Origin of the sequence: Halostagnicola kamekurae, from assembly GCF_900116205.1 — an archaeon.
Classification (GTDB): Archaea; Halobacteriota; Halobacteria; order Halobacteriales; family Natrialbaceae; genus Halostagnicola; species Halostagnicola kamekurae.
Window position 1 is genome coordinate 705885 of sequence record NZ_FOZS01000001.1, and the last position, 14013, is coordinate 719897.

Annotated in this window: 17 protein-coding genes and 1 pseudogene; 14 read left to right on the top strand and 4 right to left on the bottom strand. The window is 61.1% G+C overall.

Annotated features, from left to right (window positions below; genetic code table 11):
• Positions 1 to 2 precede the first annotated feature (2 nt).
• From BM348_RS03500 to BM348_RS03535, 8 genes are all read left to right on the top strand, one after another.
• Positions 3 to 584, top strand: a complete 582-nt coding sequence (locus BM348_RS03500; protein WP_092902011.1) for a V-type ATP synthase subunit E — start codon at positions 3 to 5, stop codon at positions 582 to 584.
• Positions 581 to 1633, top strand: a complete 1053-nt coding sequence (locus tag BM348_RS03505) for a V-type ATP synthase subunit C (protein WP_092902014.1) — start codon at positions 581 to 583, stop codon at positions 1631 to 1633. The genes BM348_RS03500 and BM348_RS03505 overlap by 4 nt, the downstream gene beginning before the upstream one ends.
• Entirely contained in the window at positions 1630 to 1962 is a 333-nt protein-coding gene (locus tag BM348_RS03510; RefSeq protein WP_092902017.1) for a V-type ATP synthase subunit F, read from the top strand. Before BM348_RS03505 ends, BM348_RS03510 begins: the two co-directional genes overlap by 4 nt.
• A 3-nt stretch (positions 1963 to 1965) precedes the next feature.
• Positions 1966 to 3729, top strand: a complete 1764-nt coding sequence (locus BM348_RS03515; RefSeq protein WP_092902020.1) for an ATP synthase subunit A — start codon at positions 1966 to 1968, stop codon at positions 3727 to 3729.
• Between the two features lie 2 nt (positions 3730 to 3731).
• Positions 3732 to 5144, top strand: coding sequence for an ATP synthase subunit B (locus BM348_RS03520; protein ID WP_092902023.1), 1413 nt, complete (start codon positions 3732 to 3734; stop codon positions 5142 to 5144).
• Between the two features lie 188 nt (positions 5145 to 5332).
• Positions 5333 to 6250, top strand: a complete 918-nt coding sequence (locus BM348_RS20520; RefSeq protein ID WP_139231132.1) for a hypothetical protein — start codon at positions 5333 to 5335, stop codon at positions 6248 to 6250.
• A gap of 71 nt (positions 6251 to 6321) precedes the next feature.
• The gene (locus BM348_RS03530) at positions 6322 to 6591 is read left to right on the top strand and encodes a hypothetical protein (RefSeq protein ID WP_139231133.1); all 270 of its coding nucleotides are present in this window, start codon (positions 6322 to 6324) and stop codon (positions 6589 to 6591) included.
• Between the two features lie 483 nt (positions 6592 to 7074).
• On the top strand, positions 7075 to 8688 hold the full coding sequence (locus tag BM348_RS03535; protein WP_092902032.1) for a long-chain-fatty-acid--CoA ligase: 1614 nt from the start codon (positions 7075 to 7077) through the stop codon (positions 8686 to 8688).
• Here the strand turns inward: BM348_RS03535 and BM348_RS03540 are convergent, their stop codons facing one another.
• A complete protein-coding gene (locus BM348_RS03540) occupies positions 8689 to 8997 on the bottom strand; it encodes a hypothetical protein (protein WP_092902035.1) in 309 nt (102 codons plus the stop codon).
• A gap of 62 nt (positions 8998 to 9059) precedes the next feature.
• On the opposite strand from BM348_RS03540, the gene BM348_RS03545 reads away from it, so the two are divergent.
• Positions 9060 to 9260, top strand: coding sequence for a zinc ribbon domain-containing protein (locus tag BM348_RS03545; protein ID WP_050050817.1), 201 nt, complete (start codon positions 9060 to 9062; stop codon positions 9258 to 9260).
• A 19-nt stretch (positions 9261 to 9279) separates the two neighbouring features.
• Here BM348_RS03545 and BM348_RS03550 read toward each other — a convergent pair whose 3' ends face one another.
• Positions 9280 to 9714: a DUF7112 family protein gene (locus tag BM348_RS03550; RefSeq protein WP_092902038.1), complete on the bottom strand. Its 435-nt coding sequence runs from the start codon at positions 9712 to 9714 to the stop codon at positions 9280 to 9282.
• Positions 9715 to 9730: 16 nt separating this feature from the next.
• On the bottom strand, positions 9731 to 10120 hold the full coding sequence (locus BM348_RS03555; RefSeq protein ID WP_092902041.1) for a 30S ribosomal protein S6e: 390 nt from the start codon (positions 10118 to 10120) through the stop codon (positions 9731 to 9733).
• Between the two features lie 180 nt (positions 10121 to 10300).
• Between BM348_RS03555 and BM348_RS03560 the strand changes: the two genes are divergently transcribed.
• From BM348_RS03560 to BM348_RS03580, 5 genes and pseudogenes are all read left to right on the top strand, one after another.
• Positions 10301 to 10579 carry a hypothetical protein gene (locus BM348_RS03560; protein WP_092903586.1) on the top strand — a complete coding sequence of 93 codons (279 nt, stop codon included), beginning with the start codon at positions 10301 to 10303 and terminating at the stop codon, positions 10577 to 10579.
• Between the two features lie 61 nt (positions 10580 to 10640).
• Complete coding sequence (locus tag BM348_RS03565) at positions 10641 to 11411, top strand: TetR/AcrR family transcriptional regulator (protein WP_092902044.1); 771 nt, start codon at positions 10641 to 10643, stop codon at positions 11409 to 11411.
• A 116-nt stretch (positions 11412 to 11527) separates the two neighbouring features.
• Complete coding sequence (locus BM348_RS03570) at positions 11528 to 12595, top strand: hypothetical protein (protein WP_092902047.1); 1068 nt, start codon at positions 11528 to 11530, stop codon at positions 12593 to 12595.
• Complete coding sequence (locus BM348_RS03575) at positions 12588 to 12920, top strand: hypothetical protein (RefSeq protein WP_092902050.1); 333 nt, start codon at positions 12588 to 12590, stop codon at positions 12918 to 12920. The genes BM348_RS03570 and BM348_RS03575 overlap by 8 nt, the downstream gene beginning before the upstream one ends.
• 9 nt (positions 12921 to 12929) lie before the next feature.
• Positions 12930 to 13347, top strand: a pseudogene (locus BM348_RS03580) (MBL fold metallo-hydrolase); the annotation flags it as partial.
• A gap of 112 nt (positions 13348 to 13459) precedes the next feature.
• Here BM348_RS03580 and BM348_RS22345 read toward each other — a convergent pair.
• On the bottom strand, positions 13460 to 14011 hold the full coding sequence (locus tag BM348_RS22345; RefSeq protein WP_092902053.1) for a CapA family protein: 552 nt from the start codon (positions 14009 to 14011) through the stop codon (positions 13460 to 13462).
• Positions 14012 to 14013 lie beyond the last annotated feature (2 nt).

Consider the following 14013-nt stretch of genomic DNA (forward strand, 5'->3'; position numbering starts at 1 on the left):
CAATGAGTTTGGACACAGTCGTTGAGGACATTCGAGAAGAGGCTCACGCGCGTGCGGAGGATATCCGCTCACAGGGCGAAACGCGCGCCGAAGAGATCGAGTCCGCCGCCCGTGACGATGCAGACGAGATCGTCGCCGACGCCGAAGACGAAGTCGAACGCGAGATCGAACAGTTGCGCGAACAGCGACTCTCCAGTGCGAAACTGGAGGCGAAACAAAAACGCCTGGAGGCACGCCGCGACGTGCTCACTGAGGTACGTGAGTCCGTCGAAGACGAACTCGCCTCGCTCGAGGGCGACACCCGCGAGGAACTCACTCGCGAGCTCCTCGAGGCCGCGACGGTCGAGTTCGACGACGGCGACGACGTCTCCGTCTACGGTCGCGACTCCGACGAGGAACTGATCGAATCGATCCTCGAGGAGTACGACGACTACGAGTACGCCGGCGAGTACGACTGTCTCGGCGGCGTCGTCGTCGAGAGCGAGGCGTCCCGGCTGCGAGTCAACAACACGTTCGACTCCGTGCTCGAGGACGTCTGGGAAGACAACCTCCAGGAGATCAGTAACAGACTCTTCGAGCAATGAGCACAGGTGCCTCGAATCCGGAGTACGTAAACGCCCGTGTTCGCTCGCGCCGAGCGGCGATGTTGTCCGACGAGGACTACCGCAAGCTGATCCGGATGGGGCCGAGCGAGATCGCGCGGTTCATGGAAGAGACGGAGTACGAAACCGAGATCAACGCCCTCGGAACCCGCTTCTCCGGCGTCGATCTGATCGAGTACGCGTTGAACCGAAACCTCGCGAAGCACTTCGACGATCTGCTCGAGTGGTCCGAAGGTGAACTGTACGATCGCATCGTTCGATACCTCCGGAAGTTCGACGTCTGGAACCTGAAGACGATCGTTCGCGGGATCTACACCGAGAGCGATCCCGAGGAGATCCAGACCGACCTCATTCGCGCCGGCGAGCTCGACGACGGCACGCTCGATCGACTTGTCGAAGTCGATTCGGTCGAAGACGTCGTCGAGATCCTCGAGGGAACGATTTTCGCCGAACAGCTCGAGGACGCCTACGAAGACTACGAGGAGAGCGGGGCGCTCGTTCCGATCGAGAACGCGCTCGATCGAGCGTTTTACGAGAACCTACTCGAGGACCTGGGTCGGCCCCGAGAGGGACCGCAGGCGAAGTACGTCGAGTTCCTCGAGGCGGAGATCGACTTCCGAAACGCGCGGAACGCGTTGCGTCTCGCGCGGAGCGGAGCGGATCTCGACCCTGCTGCGTACTTCATCGAAGGTGGCGTTCTGTTCGACGAATCCGACCTGAACCGGCTGATCGACGACTACGACACGCTCGTCGACCACATCGCGGATAACAAACGCTACGGCGACCGCCTGTCGGGGGCGCTGGATCAACTGCGCGACGCTGACAGCCTTATCCAGTTCGAGCACGCACTAGACGCCGCGTTGCTCGAGTACGCCGATACGCTCTCGAGCGTGTACCCGACCTCGATATCGCCGGTTCTGTCGTTCGTGCTCGCCAAAGAGCGCGAGGTCGATAACATCCGCGCTATCGCGCGCGGTCGCGAGGTCGGACTCGACGAGAACGAAATCGAAGAAGAGCTGGTGATCCTATGAGCCAGGAAATCGCAGTCGTCGGCAGCCCGGAGTTCACCACCGGCTTTCGCCTCGCTGGCGTCAGCCGATTCGAGAACGTTCCGGACGACGAGAAAGACGAGCAGTTAGACGACGCAGCGACGGCGGCCCTCGAAGACGACGGCGTCGGTATCGTCGTCATGCACGACGACGATCTCGAGTACCTGTCGCGAAACGTTAGACAGGAAGTCGAGACGAGCGTCGAGCCGGTCGTCGTCACGATCGGAAGCGGCACCGGTGGTGGCGGGCTGCGCGAACAGATCAAACGCGCGATCGGGATCGACCTGATGGACGAGGACGAAGACAGCTAAACTATGAGCCAGGCAGAACAAACTGAAACCGTCGACGAAGACGGTGTAATCGAAAGCGTGAGCGGTCCGGTCGTGACCGCCACGGACCTCGACGCCCGGATGAACGACGTCGTCTACGTCGGCGACGAAGGGCTGATGGGCGAGGTCATCGAGATCGAAGGGAACCTGACCACGATTCAGGTGTACGAAGAGACCTCCGGCGTCGGCCCGGGCGAACCCGTCGAGAACACGGGCGAGCCCCTCAGCGTCGACCTCGGGCCGGGGATGCTCGACTCCATCTACGACGGCGTCCAGCGCCCGCTCGACGTTCTCGAGGACAAGATGGGGACGGCGTTTCTCGACCGCGGGGTCGACGCCCCCGGTATCGACTTGGAGAAAGAGTGGGAGTTCGAGCCCGAAGTCGCGGAAGGCGACGTAGTCGAACCCGGCGACATCGTCGGTGTCGTCCCGGAGACGGTCACCATCGAGCACAAAGTGATGGTCCCGCCGGACTACGAGGGCGGGGAAGTCACAAGCGTCGAGAGCGGCGAGTTCTCCGTCGAGGAGACCGTCATCGAACTCGACAACGGCGAGGAGATCCAGATGCACCAGGAGTGGCCGGTCCGAGAGGCCCGCCCAGCCGGTGACAAGGAGACGCCGACCGAACCGCTCGTCACGGGCCAGCGCGTACAGGACGGCCTCTTCCCGCTCGCGAAAGGCGGGACGGCGGCAATTCCCGGCCCCTTCGGCTCCGGGAAGACCGTCACCCAGCAGCAACTCGCCAAGTGGTCCGACGCGGACATCGTCGTCTACATCGGCTGTGGCGAGCGCGGCAACGAGATGACCGAGGTCATCGAGGACTTCCCGGAACTGCCGGACCCACAGACCGGGAACCCGCTGATGGCTCGTACATGTCTCATCGCGAACACGTCGAACATGCCCGTCGCAGCGCGTGAATCCTGCATTTACACGGGAATTACGATCGCGGAGTACTACCGCGACATGGGCTACGACGTCGCGCTGATGGCCGACTCCACCTCGCGGTGGGCAGAGGCCATGCGGGAGATCTCGAGCCGACTCGAGGAGATGCCCGGCGAAGAGGGCTATCCCGCGTATCTCGCCGCCTCGCTCTCTGAGTTCTACGAGCGCGCCGGCAAGTTCCAGCTGATCAACGGCGACGAGGGATCAATTTCGGTCGTCGGTGCGGTCTCGCCGCCGGGCGGGGACTTCTCCGAGCCAGTCACCCAGAACACGCTCCGTATCGTCAAGACGTTCTGGGCGCTCGACGCCGACCTCGCGGAACGGCGGCACTTCCCGTCGATCGACTGGAACGAGTCGTACTCGCTGTACAAGGACCAGCTCGATCCGTGGTGGGAGGACAACATCGCGGGCGACTGGTCCGACGTGCGACAGTGGGCGGTCGACGTCCTCGACGAGGAAGACGAGCTGCAGGAGATCGTTCAGCTCGTCGGCAAGGACGCGCTGCCGGAAGACCAGCAGCTGACCCTCGAGATCGCACGCTACCTGCGCGAGGCGTGGCTGCAACAGAACGCGCTCCACGACGTCGACACCTACTGTGAGCCCGAGAAGACATATCGTATGCTCACGGCGATCAAGACGTTCAACGACGAGGCGTTCGAAGCGCTCGAGGCGGGCGTTCCCGTCGACGAGATCCAGAACGTCGACGCCGCGCCGCGGCTCAACCGCATGGGAACGGCCGAGGAGTGGAACGAATTCATCGACGAGATCGAAGACGACCTCAAAGAACAACTGCGAGCACTGTACTAACAATGAAAGAGTACCAGACTATCACGGAAATCAGCGGTCCGCTGGTGTTCGCCGAAGTCGACGAGCCGGTCGGATACGACGAGATCGTCGAGATCGAGACCGAAGACGGGCGGACCCTTCGCGGGCAGGTGCTGGAATCGAGCGAGGGTATCGTCTCGATCCAGGTCTTCGAGGGCACGGGCGGAATCGACCGCAACGCCTCCGTTCGCTTCCTGGGCGAGACGATGAAGATGCCCGTCACCGAGGATCTGCTCGGACGGGTGTTAGACGGCTCCGGCAACCCAATCGACGGCGGTCCGGAAATCGTCCCCGACGAACGACACGACATCGTCGGCGAAGCGATCAACCCGTACTCTCGAGAGTACCCCGAAGAGTTCATTCAGACCGGCGTCTCGGCCATCGACGGCATGAACACGCTGGTTCGCGGCCAGAAGCTGCCGATCTTCTCCGGCTCGGGACTGCCACACAACGAACTCGCGCTCCAGATCGCCCGACAGGCGACCGTCCCGGAAGAGGAAGAGGGCGAGGACGACGACGGCTCCGAGTTCGCGGTCATCTTCGGCGCGATGGGTATCACCGCCGAGGAGGCAAACGAGTTCATGGACGACTTCGAGCGCACGGGCGCGCTCGAGCGCTCGGTCGTCTTCATGAACCTCGCGGACGACCCCGCCGTCGAACGGCAGGTCACGCCGCGGCTGGTCCTGACGACCGCCGAGTACCTCGCCTTCGAGAAGGATTATCACGTGCTGGTTATCCTGACGGACATGACCAACTACTGTGAGGCGCTCCGAGAGATCGGCGCCGCACGCGAGGAGGTTCCGGGCCGACGTGGCTACCCCGGATACATGTACACCGACCTGGCCCAACTCTACGAGCGGGCGGGTCGGATCGAAGGCCGCGACGGATCGGTCACGCAGATTCCGATCCTCACGATGCCCGGTGACGACGACACCCACCCGATCCCCGACCTGACCGGCTACATTACGGAAGGTCAGATCATGATGGATCGGAACCTGAACAGTCAGGGTATCGAGCCGCCGGTCAACGTTCTCCCGAGCCTCTCGCGACTGATGGACGACGGTATCGGCGAAGGGCTCACTCGAGAGGACCACGGCGACGTTTCCGACCAGATGTACGCCGCATACGCGGAGGGTGAGGACCTGCGCGACCTCGTGAACATCGTCGGTCGCGAAGCACTGTCCGAACGGGACAACAAGTTCCTCGACTTCGCCGACCGCTTTGAGAAGGAGTTCGTCCAGCAGGGCTACGACACCAACCGCTCGATCGACGAGACGCTCGAGATCGGCTGGGACCTGCTGTCGATGTTGCCAAAAGACGCGCTCAACCGTATCGACGAGGACCTCATCGAAGAGCACTACCGCGAAGACGAGACCGAGGTCGTCCAGGCCGACTAATACACCTCAGTCTCTCGGATCGGATTGTTTTTCGTTATTAACTATCCCGCCGACCAGTGGATACGCTGTTGCTGGTAGTTGCACGCAGTTTTATTTCCCGTTCCAATATACGTTATAGTGTATACGAGAATGTTCTAAATTAGATACTGTGGAAAAATTATATATGACCCCAGGCATATTGTTCTTATATGTCCGATAGAAATGAAATGAATCGGCGAAACATACTCAAAGGCGCAACTGTTGCAGGAATCGGTTCGCTCTGTCTCAGTGGATCAGCTACCGCGAATAACAACAAGTCAAATGAACTCACGGGAGAAACCGATTTCAGTGCCGAAAATTACGTTGAATCGGACGGATATATTTACCGACGCGTGGATACGGCAGAGGCAAAGATGCTGTTACGGTTTGATTTAGAAAAAGGTGAAGCAGTATTTGCCAAAATGGGATCTACTAACACTACAGCCGATGAGAGTAGATCTGTGTCAACGGTGCGTTCATCAGAAGATGAAGAGCTAAGAGATCAAACTCGTTCTATGACTGCCGCTGAGAACGTGACTATCCAATCTACGGATAGTTATTTGAACCCTGTGAAGCCGGAAGAGATAGTTGAAGCCACAAAAGGGATTCAGCTTCAGTCAAGTGGTGTGATATTTGAACAGGTAGATGTAGAAACAGAATACATAGGTGACTGTGGTACAGTCGGCTATGATGAGCACAATTATTATCACGTTGCAATGGAATTAGGTGATTACGAGTTTGATGACTTGGATACACTTGGGATGGGGGCCGTTTGTGATGCACTTTTCATTCTAGTCGGGAAGAAAAGTAAGACTATTAAGAAATTATTGAAGAAAATATCAGATACACCGCTTATCAGAATTCTTCCCGACGGTATCTGTGCACTTATATTCGAGGATATTTTAGATGGTATTTTCTCCGGAGGAGATGGCACATTTGCAGTTTGGGATCGAGAAAGCGGTGGTTTAATCAGTACGCCAGAACTCGCAGTTGGAGGATCAAGCGAATACGATCCCGAGCCGAGCGACCTACGTGATGGAGGACCGGAAGAAACGTACACCGGTGTCCATACTGAAGCCTTGCTGTAGGATATACACGGACTCAGCTAGTATAATCCAAAAACTCAATATATAGTTGTATTCGATATTATATGATAGTTATGAATGATGCTACCGCTGCGTTTCTTGTTGGAGCCGGCTGGACAGTCATAGTGTTTGTATACGGAGAGGTTTCGAACACGGGGATGATCCCTCGTTATGAGGGGACGATCCAGTCGGCAATTCGGAGCAGTTTCAACATCGCATTCGTTGGTGGTGGAACAGGAGTAGTGATATACGTAGTAGAGCACCATCTCTCGGCTATATCATACGGTCTCGCCGGAATTGTAGTTGCTTCCGTCATAGTCTTAATCGCTGCCAAATTTCGGTAAGAGTATTAACTTGACCACTGCGGATTGGGCCTCAAGTCTTTGACCTCCATCTGGCTTGGGATATTCAAGTCAATCAATCGTCTAACGGAGAGTCACTACAAGTCCTGCTTTCGGTATTGAGGCCGTCTGTCAGCATGCTCTCGAGTGTCGCCAATCGACTCCGAATATGAGTCATGCTCTGTCAGTCCACCGCGTTCTTCGGCGGGGCGTTCGGTCGTTCGTCGGTCAGTAATTGGGGAAACTGCCGTCCCCTTACTCCCTAGAGGGCAAACGGGAACGAGAAAGAGCACCGAGACATCGATTTCCCGCGTGTCTAGCGGACACCGCGAGGCGGGTAGCCGCGCACGACTCCGACGGAACCGGTTCTCGTATCGGGGGCGTTCGATAGCGGTCACCCCCCAGCCGTCGTCACTGATTGTCGAACTGTCACTGCGTGCAACTGATGGAAACTATGGTATGGGCCGTTAACGAAGCATGGTTTGTATGCACAAACCACTACTCGTGCCGGAGTTCCTCGACCGGGCGCGGACGCACTACGGCGACGAGGAGGCGGTCGTCGCGACGACGGGGGAGCGGTTCACGTACGACGAACTCGGCGATCGGGCCGACCGGTTCGCGGCGGCGCTTCAGGAGCGCGGCATCGAGAAGGGTGATCGGGTGGCCGTGCTCGACCCGAACACGCACTATCACCTCGAGGCGGCCTACGGGATCATGCAAGCGGGCGCGATCCACACGCCGTTGAATTACCGACTCACGCCGAACGATTTCGAGTATATCCTCTCGGATGCGGGCGTCGACGCGATCTACGCCGACTACGAGTACGCAGGCGGGATCGAGGCGGTGCGCGACGTGGTGCCGACGGAGACGTTCATCACGAACGACGCCGCCGCCGTCGAGGGGGACTGGGAGGGCTTCGACCAAGTGCTCGAGGAGGCGGGCACCGAATACGATCGGCCGGAGATGGCCGAAGACGAGATAATCACGATCAATTACACCTCGGGGACAACGGGCGATCCGAAGGGGGTCTGCCGGACCCATCGCTGCGAGACGATCCACGCCTATCTGCTGGTGGCCCATCAGGAGATCACCGACGACGACGTCTACCTGTGGACCCTGCCGATGTTTCACGCCAACGGCTGGGGTCACATCTTCGCCGTGACCGGCATCGGCGCGAAACACGTCTGTACGCGAGGCGTCGACGCCGGTGGCATCTTCGAGGCGGTTCGCGACGAAAACGTCTCGTACATGTGCGGCGCACCGACCGTGTTGAACATGCTGGTCGACTACTACGGCGAGTACGAACCGGAGACGACCGGCGACGCGCCGGTGCGACTCGCGACCGCGGGGAGCGCACCGCCCGAGGCCACGATCCGGACCGTCGAGGAGGAGTTCGGCTGGTACTTGAAACACGTCTACGGGGCGACCGAGACGGGCCCGCTTATCACCACCTCCGACGCGCGTCGGCACTTCGAGGCCGACAGCGACGACCGGTTCCGAATCAAGAAACGCCAGGGTCTGGCCTACCTCGGCACCGAGATCCGGGTCGTCGACGAGGACGGGGAAGACGTTCCCCGGGACGACGAGACGCTCGGCGAGGTCGTCGTCCGGGGTAACCAGATCATGGAGAAGTACTGGAACAAGCCCGAGGCGACCGAGGAGGCCTTCTCCGATCGAATCGAGGGCTACTATCACACGGGCGATCTCGCGACTATCGACGAGCACGGCATGATCGCGATTCGCGATCGGAAGAAAGACATCATCATTTCCGGCGGCGAGAACATCTCGAGCATCGAACTCGAGGACGCGCTGTTCGATCACCCCCAGGTGTCGGACGTGGCGGTGATCCCGGCACCGAGCGAGGAGTGGGGCGAGACGCCAAAGGCGTTCGTGGTTCCCGAGAGCGGCGACCCCGACGAGCCGGGGGTCACGACGGAGGAACTACTCGAGTTCACGAAAGAGAATTTGGCCGGCTACAAGGCGGTTCGGCGGACGGAGTTCGTCGAGCAACTGCCGACGACGGCGACCGGGAAGGTCCAGAAGTACGAACTCCGTCAAGAAGAGTGGGCGGACCAGGATCGAATGGTTGGACAGGGGTAGCTATCGCCACCGGTCGTCGCCGTCGGAGTCATCCGCGGGTCGTCCCCACGGGTCGTCGTCTTCGGCCCGGTCCCACCCGGACTCGGCATCGTGTTCGTCGCGCTTTCCCCCGTCGTCGGGTCGACTACCAGTTTGGTTCGAGGACGCCTGTCCGTAGCGTTGGCCGCCTTGCTCTCGAGCGCGTCGTTCTGCCTCGCTTCGATCGACGACCGTCGGGTCCGACGTTTCGCTGTCGATCCCGACCCAGAGTGCGATCGCGATGGCGACGCCGACGAGCACAAACGCGCCGAAGACGAGTACACCGAGCATCGGTACTGTCTTTCTCGCGGTGTGAGCACAAATGTTTTGTTACATTACACGAAAGAGAGAATATGAAAGACGATCAGGGCTGTCCGAAGTGCGATCACACGGAGACGGAAATCGACGAGATATCCACGACGGGCACGGGCTTATCGAAGTTCTTCGACATACAGAACCGGAAGTTCATGGTCATCAGCTGTACCAACTGCGGCTATTCCGAACTGTACAGGGGCCAGTCGTCTGGCGATATGGTCGACCTGTTTCTGGGCTGATCGGGCCTCGAGCGAACGCCTAGCCGTCGATGTCGCTTGCGATATCGGAGAGGCTGGACTTTGGCGGCTCCGAGGCGTCGTAAAACGTCGTCTCGCCGGGTCCGCGAATCCCGTAGGCGAATTCGGGTTCGATGACGTCGATCAGCACCGACCCCCCGTCTCGTCTGGTGTGCTCGTCGCACCACTCGGGCAAGACGTCGGTTCCGGCCCGCGGGTCGCGGGCACCGTCTGCCGTCTCGTAGACGCCTTCGATCGTGAGTTCGTCGCCGGTAAGCGCCCGCTCGACTCGAGCGAACCGCTCCGTTCCCTCGAGCGTGATCCGGACGAGTTCGTCGACCGCGAAGGCGTCGCGTTCCTCGCCGGGAATCTCCAGTCTGACTCCCGTCGTCGTCTCGGAAAGCGTCGCTCTGACGGTTCGAATCGACGGGTGGTCACTCGAAAGTCGATCTGCCATAACTGAGTTGCTGTCGTTACTCGTCCTCGGCGAGCAGCTCATCGACGTCGGTTTCGCCGGATTCGACGATCGTCGCGTTGATCTGTGCGACGGCGTCGGAAACCTCGCGGCCGCGGACTGTGATACGGCGTCGCTCGCCGTCCCGTTCTGGATGGTAGCCGGTCTGCTTTTCTTCCATCAGCACTTCCTGCAGTTCTGAGCCCGCGACGGTCTCGTTGAGCGGTCGACCCGCGTCGTCCGAGCCGCCGGTGATCTCGAGGGTGTAGCCGTCTAGGCCGACGGCGGAGCCGTCGACTTCGTCCCCGATCGATTTGCCGAGGAATCGATTCGCGTCCTGTCCGTCCGCCTCGAGTTGGTGTGCGAGCCCGGAGTCCGGGTCGCCGACAACGACAGTGAAACTTGCCATGCCCGAGGGAAAACGGTCTGCAGTCAAAAATACGTCGAATCCAGACCGGGTGGGTTCGGTCCGATCGCGGACACGACCGCCGTGGCTCCGTTCGCGATCGATCGTTCCCCGTCACCTCCTCTCGCACCGTCCGGTCGATGCACGGGTGCATTCAAGTTCGTCGCGCTCCTCATCGCGTTCGTGGCCATCGAACCGGAATCGCTCGAGCGGCGATTGCGCGAGGCGTTCGGCGGGCCCGCCGGGGCAGCCAGGGTAGTCACCCGTCAGGCCGTCGACCTCGACGATTCCGGTCGGTACAGCGCCGATCTGGCCTGCGAGCTGACGAACGACGTGGTCGTCGACGAGCTCTCGGACGCGCCCGACGGAACCGCGCCAGCGCGCTGGAACTGGTGGATTGGCTCGCTAGAGGTCGCGTTCGGCGGCTACGAGCGGTTCGAAATAAGCCGTTACCGGCGGTAACGAGGACACGGTTCGACGGAAGCGAAACCTCTTTGAACGGATCTGACTAACTAGTCAGTTAGTGACCGATCCGGACGTTCGCGAAGCGATCATGACCGCGACCTACGAGGCGTTGTGTACCCACGGGTACACCGACCTGACCGCACAGGACATCGCTGATCGAACCGACAAGAGCAAATCGCTCCTGTTCTACCACTACGACTCCAAGGAGGACCTCGTCGCCGACTTCATCGACTATCTCTTAGAGCGCCACGACGAGCACGTCGAGGCGGCCGCGGGCGAGCCGCCGGTCGAGCGGCTGGCGACGTTCCTCGATCTGTTCCTGTACGGCCCCGACGACACCGATCAGACGTCGTTTCACACCGCGATGCTCGAGTTGCGGGCCCAGGCACCGTACAACGACACCTACCGCGAGCAGTTCCAAAAGAGCGATCGACGACTGCAGGCCACGCTCGAGACCATCCTCGAAGACGGCATCGAGTCCGGCGCGTTCGTCGACCACGATTTCGAAGCCGTCGCGACGCTGTTGGTTACGCTCGTCAACGGCGCGCGCATCCGAGAGATAACCTTCGAGGACGATGACTACCTCGAGACCCTCAAAGCGACGGCGGTCGACAGGGTGATCGACGATATTCTCGCCGACGGCGTCGAACTCCCGACGGACCCACGCACTGACGGCCCGTTCGAACCCAACGAGAAACTGGGGTCGAGAGCCGATTCGAGAGCAGAAACTACAAACGGGTTGGACGACGAACATGACAGTAGCTCGCATGACGACGAATCCGCGAGTTCGGACGATTCCGCCGACGACCACGATGAAGGTACCCAGTGACCGGTTCCGGCGCCGTCTCGAACGCCAATCCTGTCGGCCAGTCGGCCGGTCGGGGTCCGTCACTGCGGGTGCACGGCGGATAGACGGGATTCGACGACGTCCGCCGGTGATCGACCATGACTGAACGCACCTCCACGCCCGCCCGAGAAACGATCGCAGACCGACTCGATCGAACGCTCCCCGCGCTCTCCCCGGAGGTTCGATCGATCGCGTTCGACGCGCTCGAACCCGTCGATCGGTCGTTTCCGGTCGCTCTCTGTCGAGCGAGCGCCGGGGCGGTCTCGAGCGACGGGCCGAGCGCGCGAACGCTCGAGTCGATCGCGCTCGTCGTCGAACCGCTTCAGGGCTACGTTCGACTCCGAAACGACCTGCTCGCGGCGGACCGGTACGAGAGCGCGGCCGAGCGTGACGCGGCTATCCTCGCGGGCGATTACCTCCACGCCTTCGCCCACGCCTCGATCGGCGACGCCTCGCCGGCCGACGGCGGTCGGCTCGAACTGTTCCGCGTGCTCACGGACGCCTCGAACGCCCTGGCGAGTGCCTACGCGACGTCCGAGGGCGATTCGGGATCGGACACGACGCCGGTGTCGGACCCATCGCGGACCAGCCGGCCGGACCGGCCGGCCGGCGACGCGCCGACCGCGATACTCGCGGGTGCCGCCGCCGAACTCGGGGCGGCGGCGGCCGGCGCGACCGAAACCGTCCGCGAATCCGCTCGCGCTTACGGCGCGTCGCTCTCGCGGGCCCTCTCGATCGCCGAACGCGGATCGGTCGACACACGGGACGAATCACCCCGGTGGGTCGCGACTCGCGTCCTCTCGGCGCGATCGTTCGACGATGACACGGACGAACCGCCGCTGTCGGCGAGCGAGTGCGCGCTCGACGGACCGGTCGGCAACCGCGACGGCTCGCTGGAGGCGGGTGATCGATCGGCCGTCCTCGAGGACGAACTCGAGTCCGCCCGAAGCGCCCTCGAGACCATCGAGACGGTCGATCCGATCGATCGAGGTCCCGCGACGGCCGACGGTGAGGATTCGCCCGCTGTTGACGACCCCGCTCGATCGGCCCAGGGTTCGTCGGATCGCCATTCCGACGACATCCACCAGTCCGAACTCGCTCCCCGAACACGGCTCGAGCGAGCCGCGCACCTCCCGTTCCAGGGCTTGCTCGCCGCCGATGAGTGACGCCGCTCGTCCGTACTGGCCGGCGTACGTCTTGTCGGTGCTCGTCGCGGGCGCAGGACACTGGTATCTCGGGAAGTGGCGCCGCGGCTTCGCCTGGTTCGGTCTGTACGCGCTTGCACTCGCCTTCCTGAGCGCCCGAACCGTCGTCGGTGCCTTCGACCCGAGCGATCCGTTCGTCGTGACGGCGCTGCAACTCGAGTCGGTCGCCTACGCCGACGTGGCCGTTCCGCTCGCGGTTTTGCTCGTCTGTCTGCTCGATCTCTATCTCATCGGCGTCGCTACCGACGGGGGCGAACCGATGGACGAAAACCCCTCGAACCGGTAGGACCGTCAGATGGAACTCGAGTTTCGCGGCGGTGCCGGCGAAGTCGGTCGAAGGTGCTCGTGATCGACGGGACGCTGGTGGTCGGTTTCGGCATGGATTCGGGGAACCCGCCGTCGTTTCCCGTCGGCGATGTCGACCCGGAAGCGATCGTCGTGAGCCACGGCCACCTCGATCACGTCGGGTCGCTTGCCTCGTTGCTGGCGGGCGATACGCGACCAGAGATCAACTGGACGCCGCCGACCCGGGATCTCGGATGGTGCTCGCTCGAGACACGCTGAAACTCCACGGCGTCTCGAACGGGCCGACTCGGCGCGGCGGGAGCTATGACTGTCCGTTCACCGAGGCCGAGCTCGCGCAGGTGAGTCAGGTGTCCGAAACCCACGACTACCGCGAGACCTTCGAGGTCGCCGGCTACGAGGTCACGTATGCCTAACAACGTTGGCTGACGCTGTGAGGTGGACGAAGGTGGTCATTCTGAATGATCGTCATGAGATAGTCCCAGGGTATTCCCTACGGCGAGAGGAATAAACGTGAAAACGTCACGGCAGATCAATCGTCCCGGTATCACCGTTAATATGGATGGTAGTGCCGAACGCCTCTGAGCGCTCAGCAAGCGTTTGGAGAATCTCATGGGCTTTTTCGCCGGTTGCAAGCGCCGGTGTACCGCGCTGCGGAGTAGGCGCGCGTGGTTGGAGGGTGCATGGATAGAGAGTCACGTTAGCGAGCGTCCCATCTGCCGAAAATTCACACTGTGGGACGACAGATATCCAGTTGTCCGTATCATGTGTGACGGTTGAATCTGTCTCTGGTGAGGCAACCTCTCCGCGTACGTCAGGCACAGTCGATTCCACAGTTTGGTTGATAGACTCGGGGATCCGACGGATGGCATCTTCGTGGAAGAAGAAGTTTCCGAGCGAATAGAAAATCGGTCGTCGCTGATGAACTTCGATCCCACGGAGAGTGTGCGGACCGGTTATGACGACTACATCAACGCCTGCTTCTACACATTCATGGGCGAACTGCTGAAGGAACAGGGGTGTCTCACTCGTATTTCGATTCCCGTTTCTGGCCTGATGAGCGTGCAAACCCATTA

Coding starts and splice junctions, on each gene's coding strand:
- BM348_RS03540 (WP_092902035.1), bottom strand. CDS start 8,997: ATGCTCGGTGTACTCGTCTTCGGCGCGTTTGTGCTCGTCGGCGTCGCC.
- BM348_RS03535 (WP_092902032.1), top strand. CDS start 7,075: ATGCACAAACCACTACTCGTGCCGGAGTTCCTCGACCGGGCGCGGACG.
- BM348_RS03550 (WP_092902038.1), bottom strand. CDS start 9,714: ATGGCAGATCGACTTTCGAGTGACCACCCGTCGATTCGAACCGTCAGA.
- BM348_RS03505 (WP_092902014.1), top strand. CDS start 581: ATGAGCACAGGTGCCTCGAATCCGGAGTACGTAAACGCCCGTGTTCGC.
- BM348_RS03530 (WP_139231133.1), top strand. CDS start 6,322: ATGAATGATGCTACCGCTGCGTTTCTTGTTGGAGCCGGCTGGACAGTC.
- BM348_RS03500 (WP_092902011.1), top strand. CDS start 3: ATGAGTTTGGACACAGTCGTTGAGGACATTCGAGAAGAGGCTCACGCG.
- BM348_RS20520 (WP_139231132.1), top strand. CDS start 5,333: ATGTCCGATAGAAATGAAATGAATCGGCGAAACATACTCAAAGGCGCA.
- BM348_RS03520 (WP_092902023.1), top strand. CDS start 3,732: ATGAAAGAGTACCAGACTATCACGGAAATCAGCGGTCCGCTGGTGTTC.
- BM348_RS03510 (WP_092902017.1), top strand. CDS start 1,630: ATGAGCCAGGAAATCGCAGTCGTCGGCAGCCCGGAGTTCACCACCGGC.
- BM348_RS03555 (WP_092902041.1), bottom strand. CDS start 10,120: ATGGCAAGTTTCACTGTCGTTGTCGGCGACCCGGACTCCGGGCTCGCA.
- BM348_RS03570 (WP_092902047.1), top strand. CDS start 11,528: ATGACTGAACGCACCTCCACGCCCGCCCGAGAAACGATCGCAGACCGA.
- BM348_RS03515 (WP_092902020.1), top strand. CDS start 1,966: ATGAGCCAGGCAGAACAAACTGAAACCGTCGACGAAGACGGTGTAATC.
- BM348_RS22345 (WP_092902053.1), bottom strand. CDS start 14,011: ATGGGTTTGCACGCTCATCAGGCCAGAAACGGGAATCGAAATACGAGT.
- BM348_RS03575 (WP_092902050.1), top strand. CDS start 12,588: ATGAGTGACGCCGCTCGTCCGTACTGGCCGGCGTACGTCTTGTCGGTG.
- BM348_RS03545 (WP_050050817.1), top strand. CDS start 9,060: ATGAAAGACGATCAGGGCTGTCCGAAGTGCGATCACACGGAGACGGAA.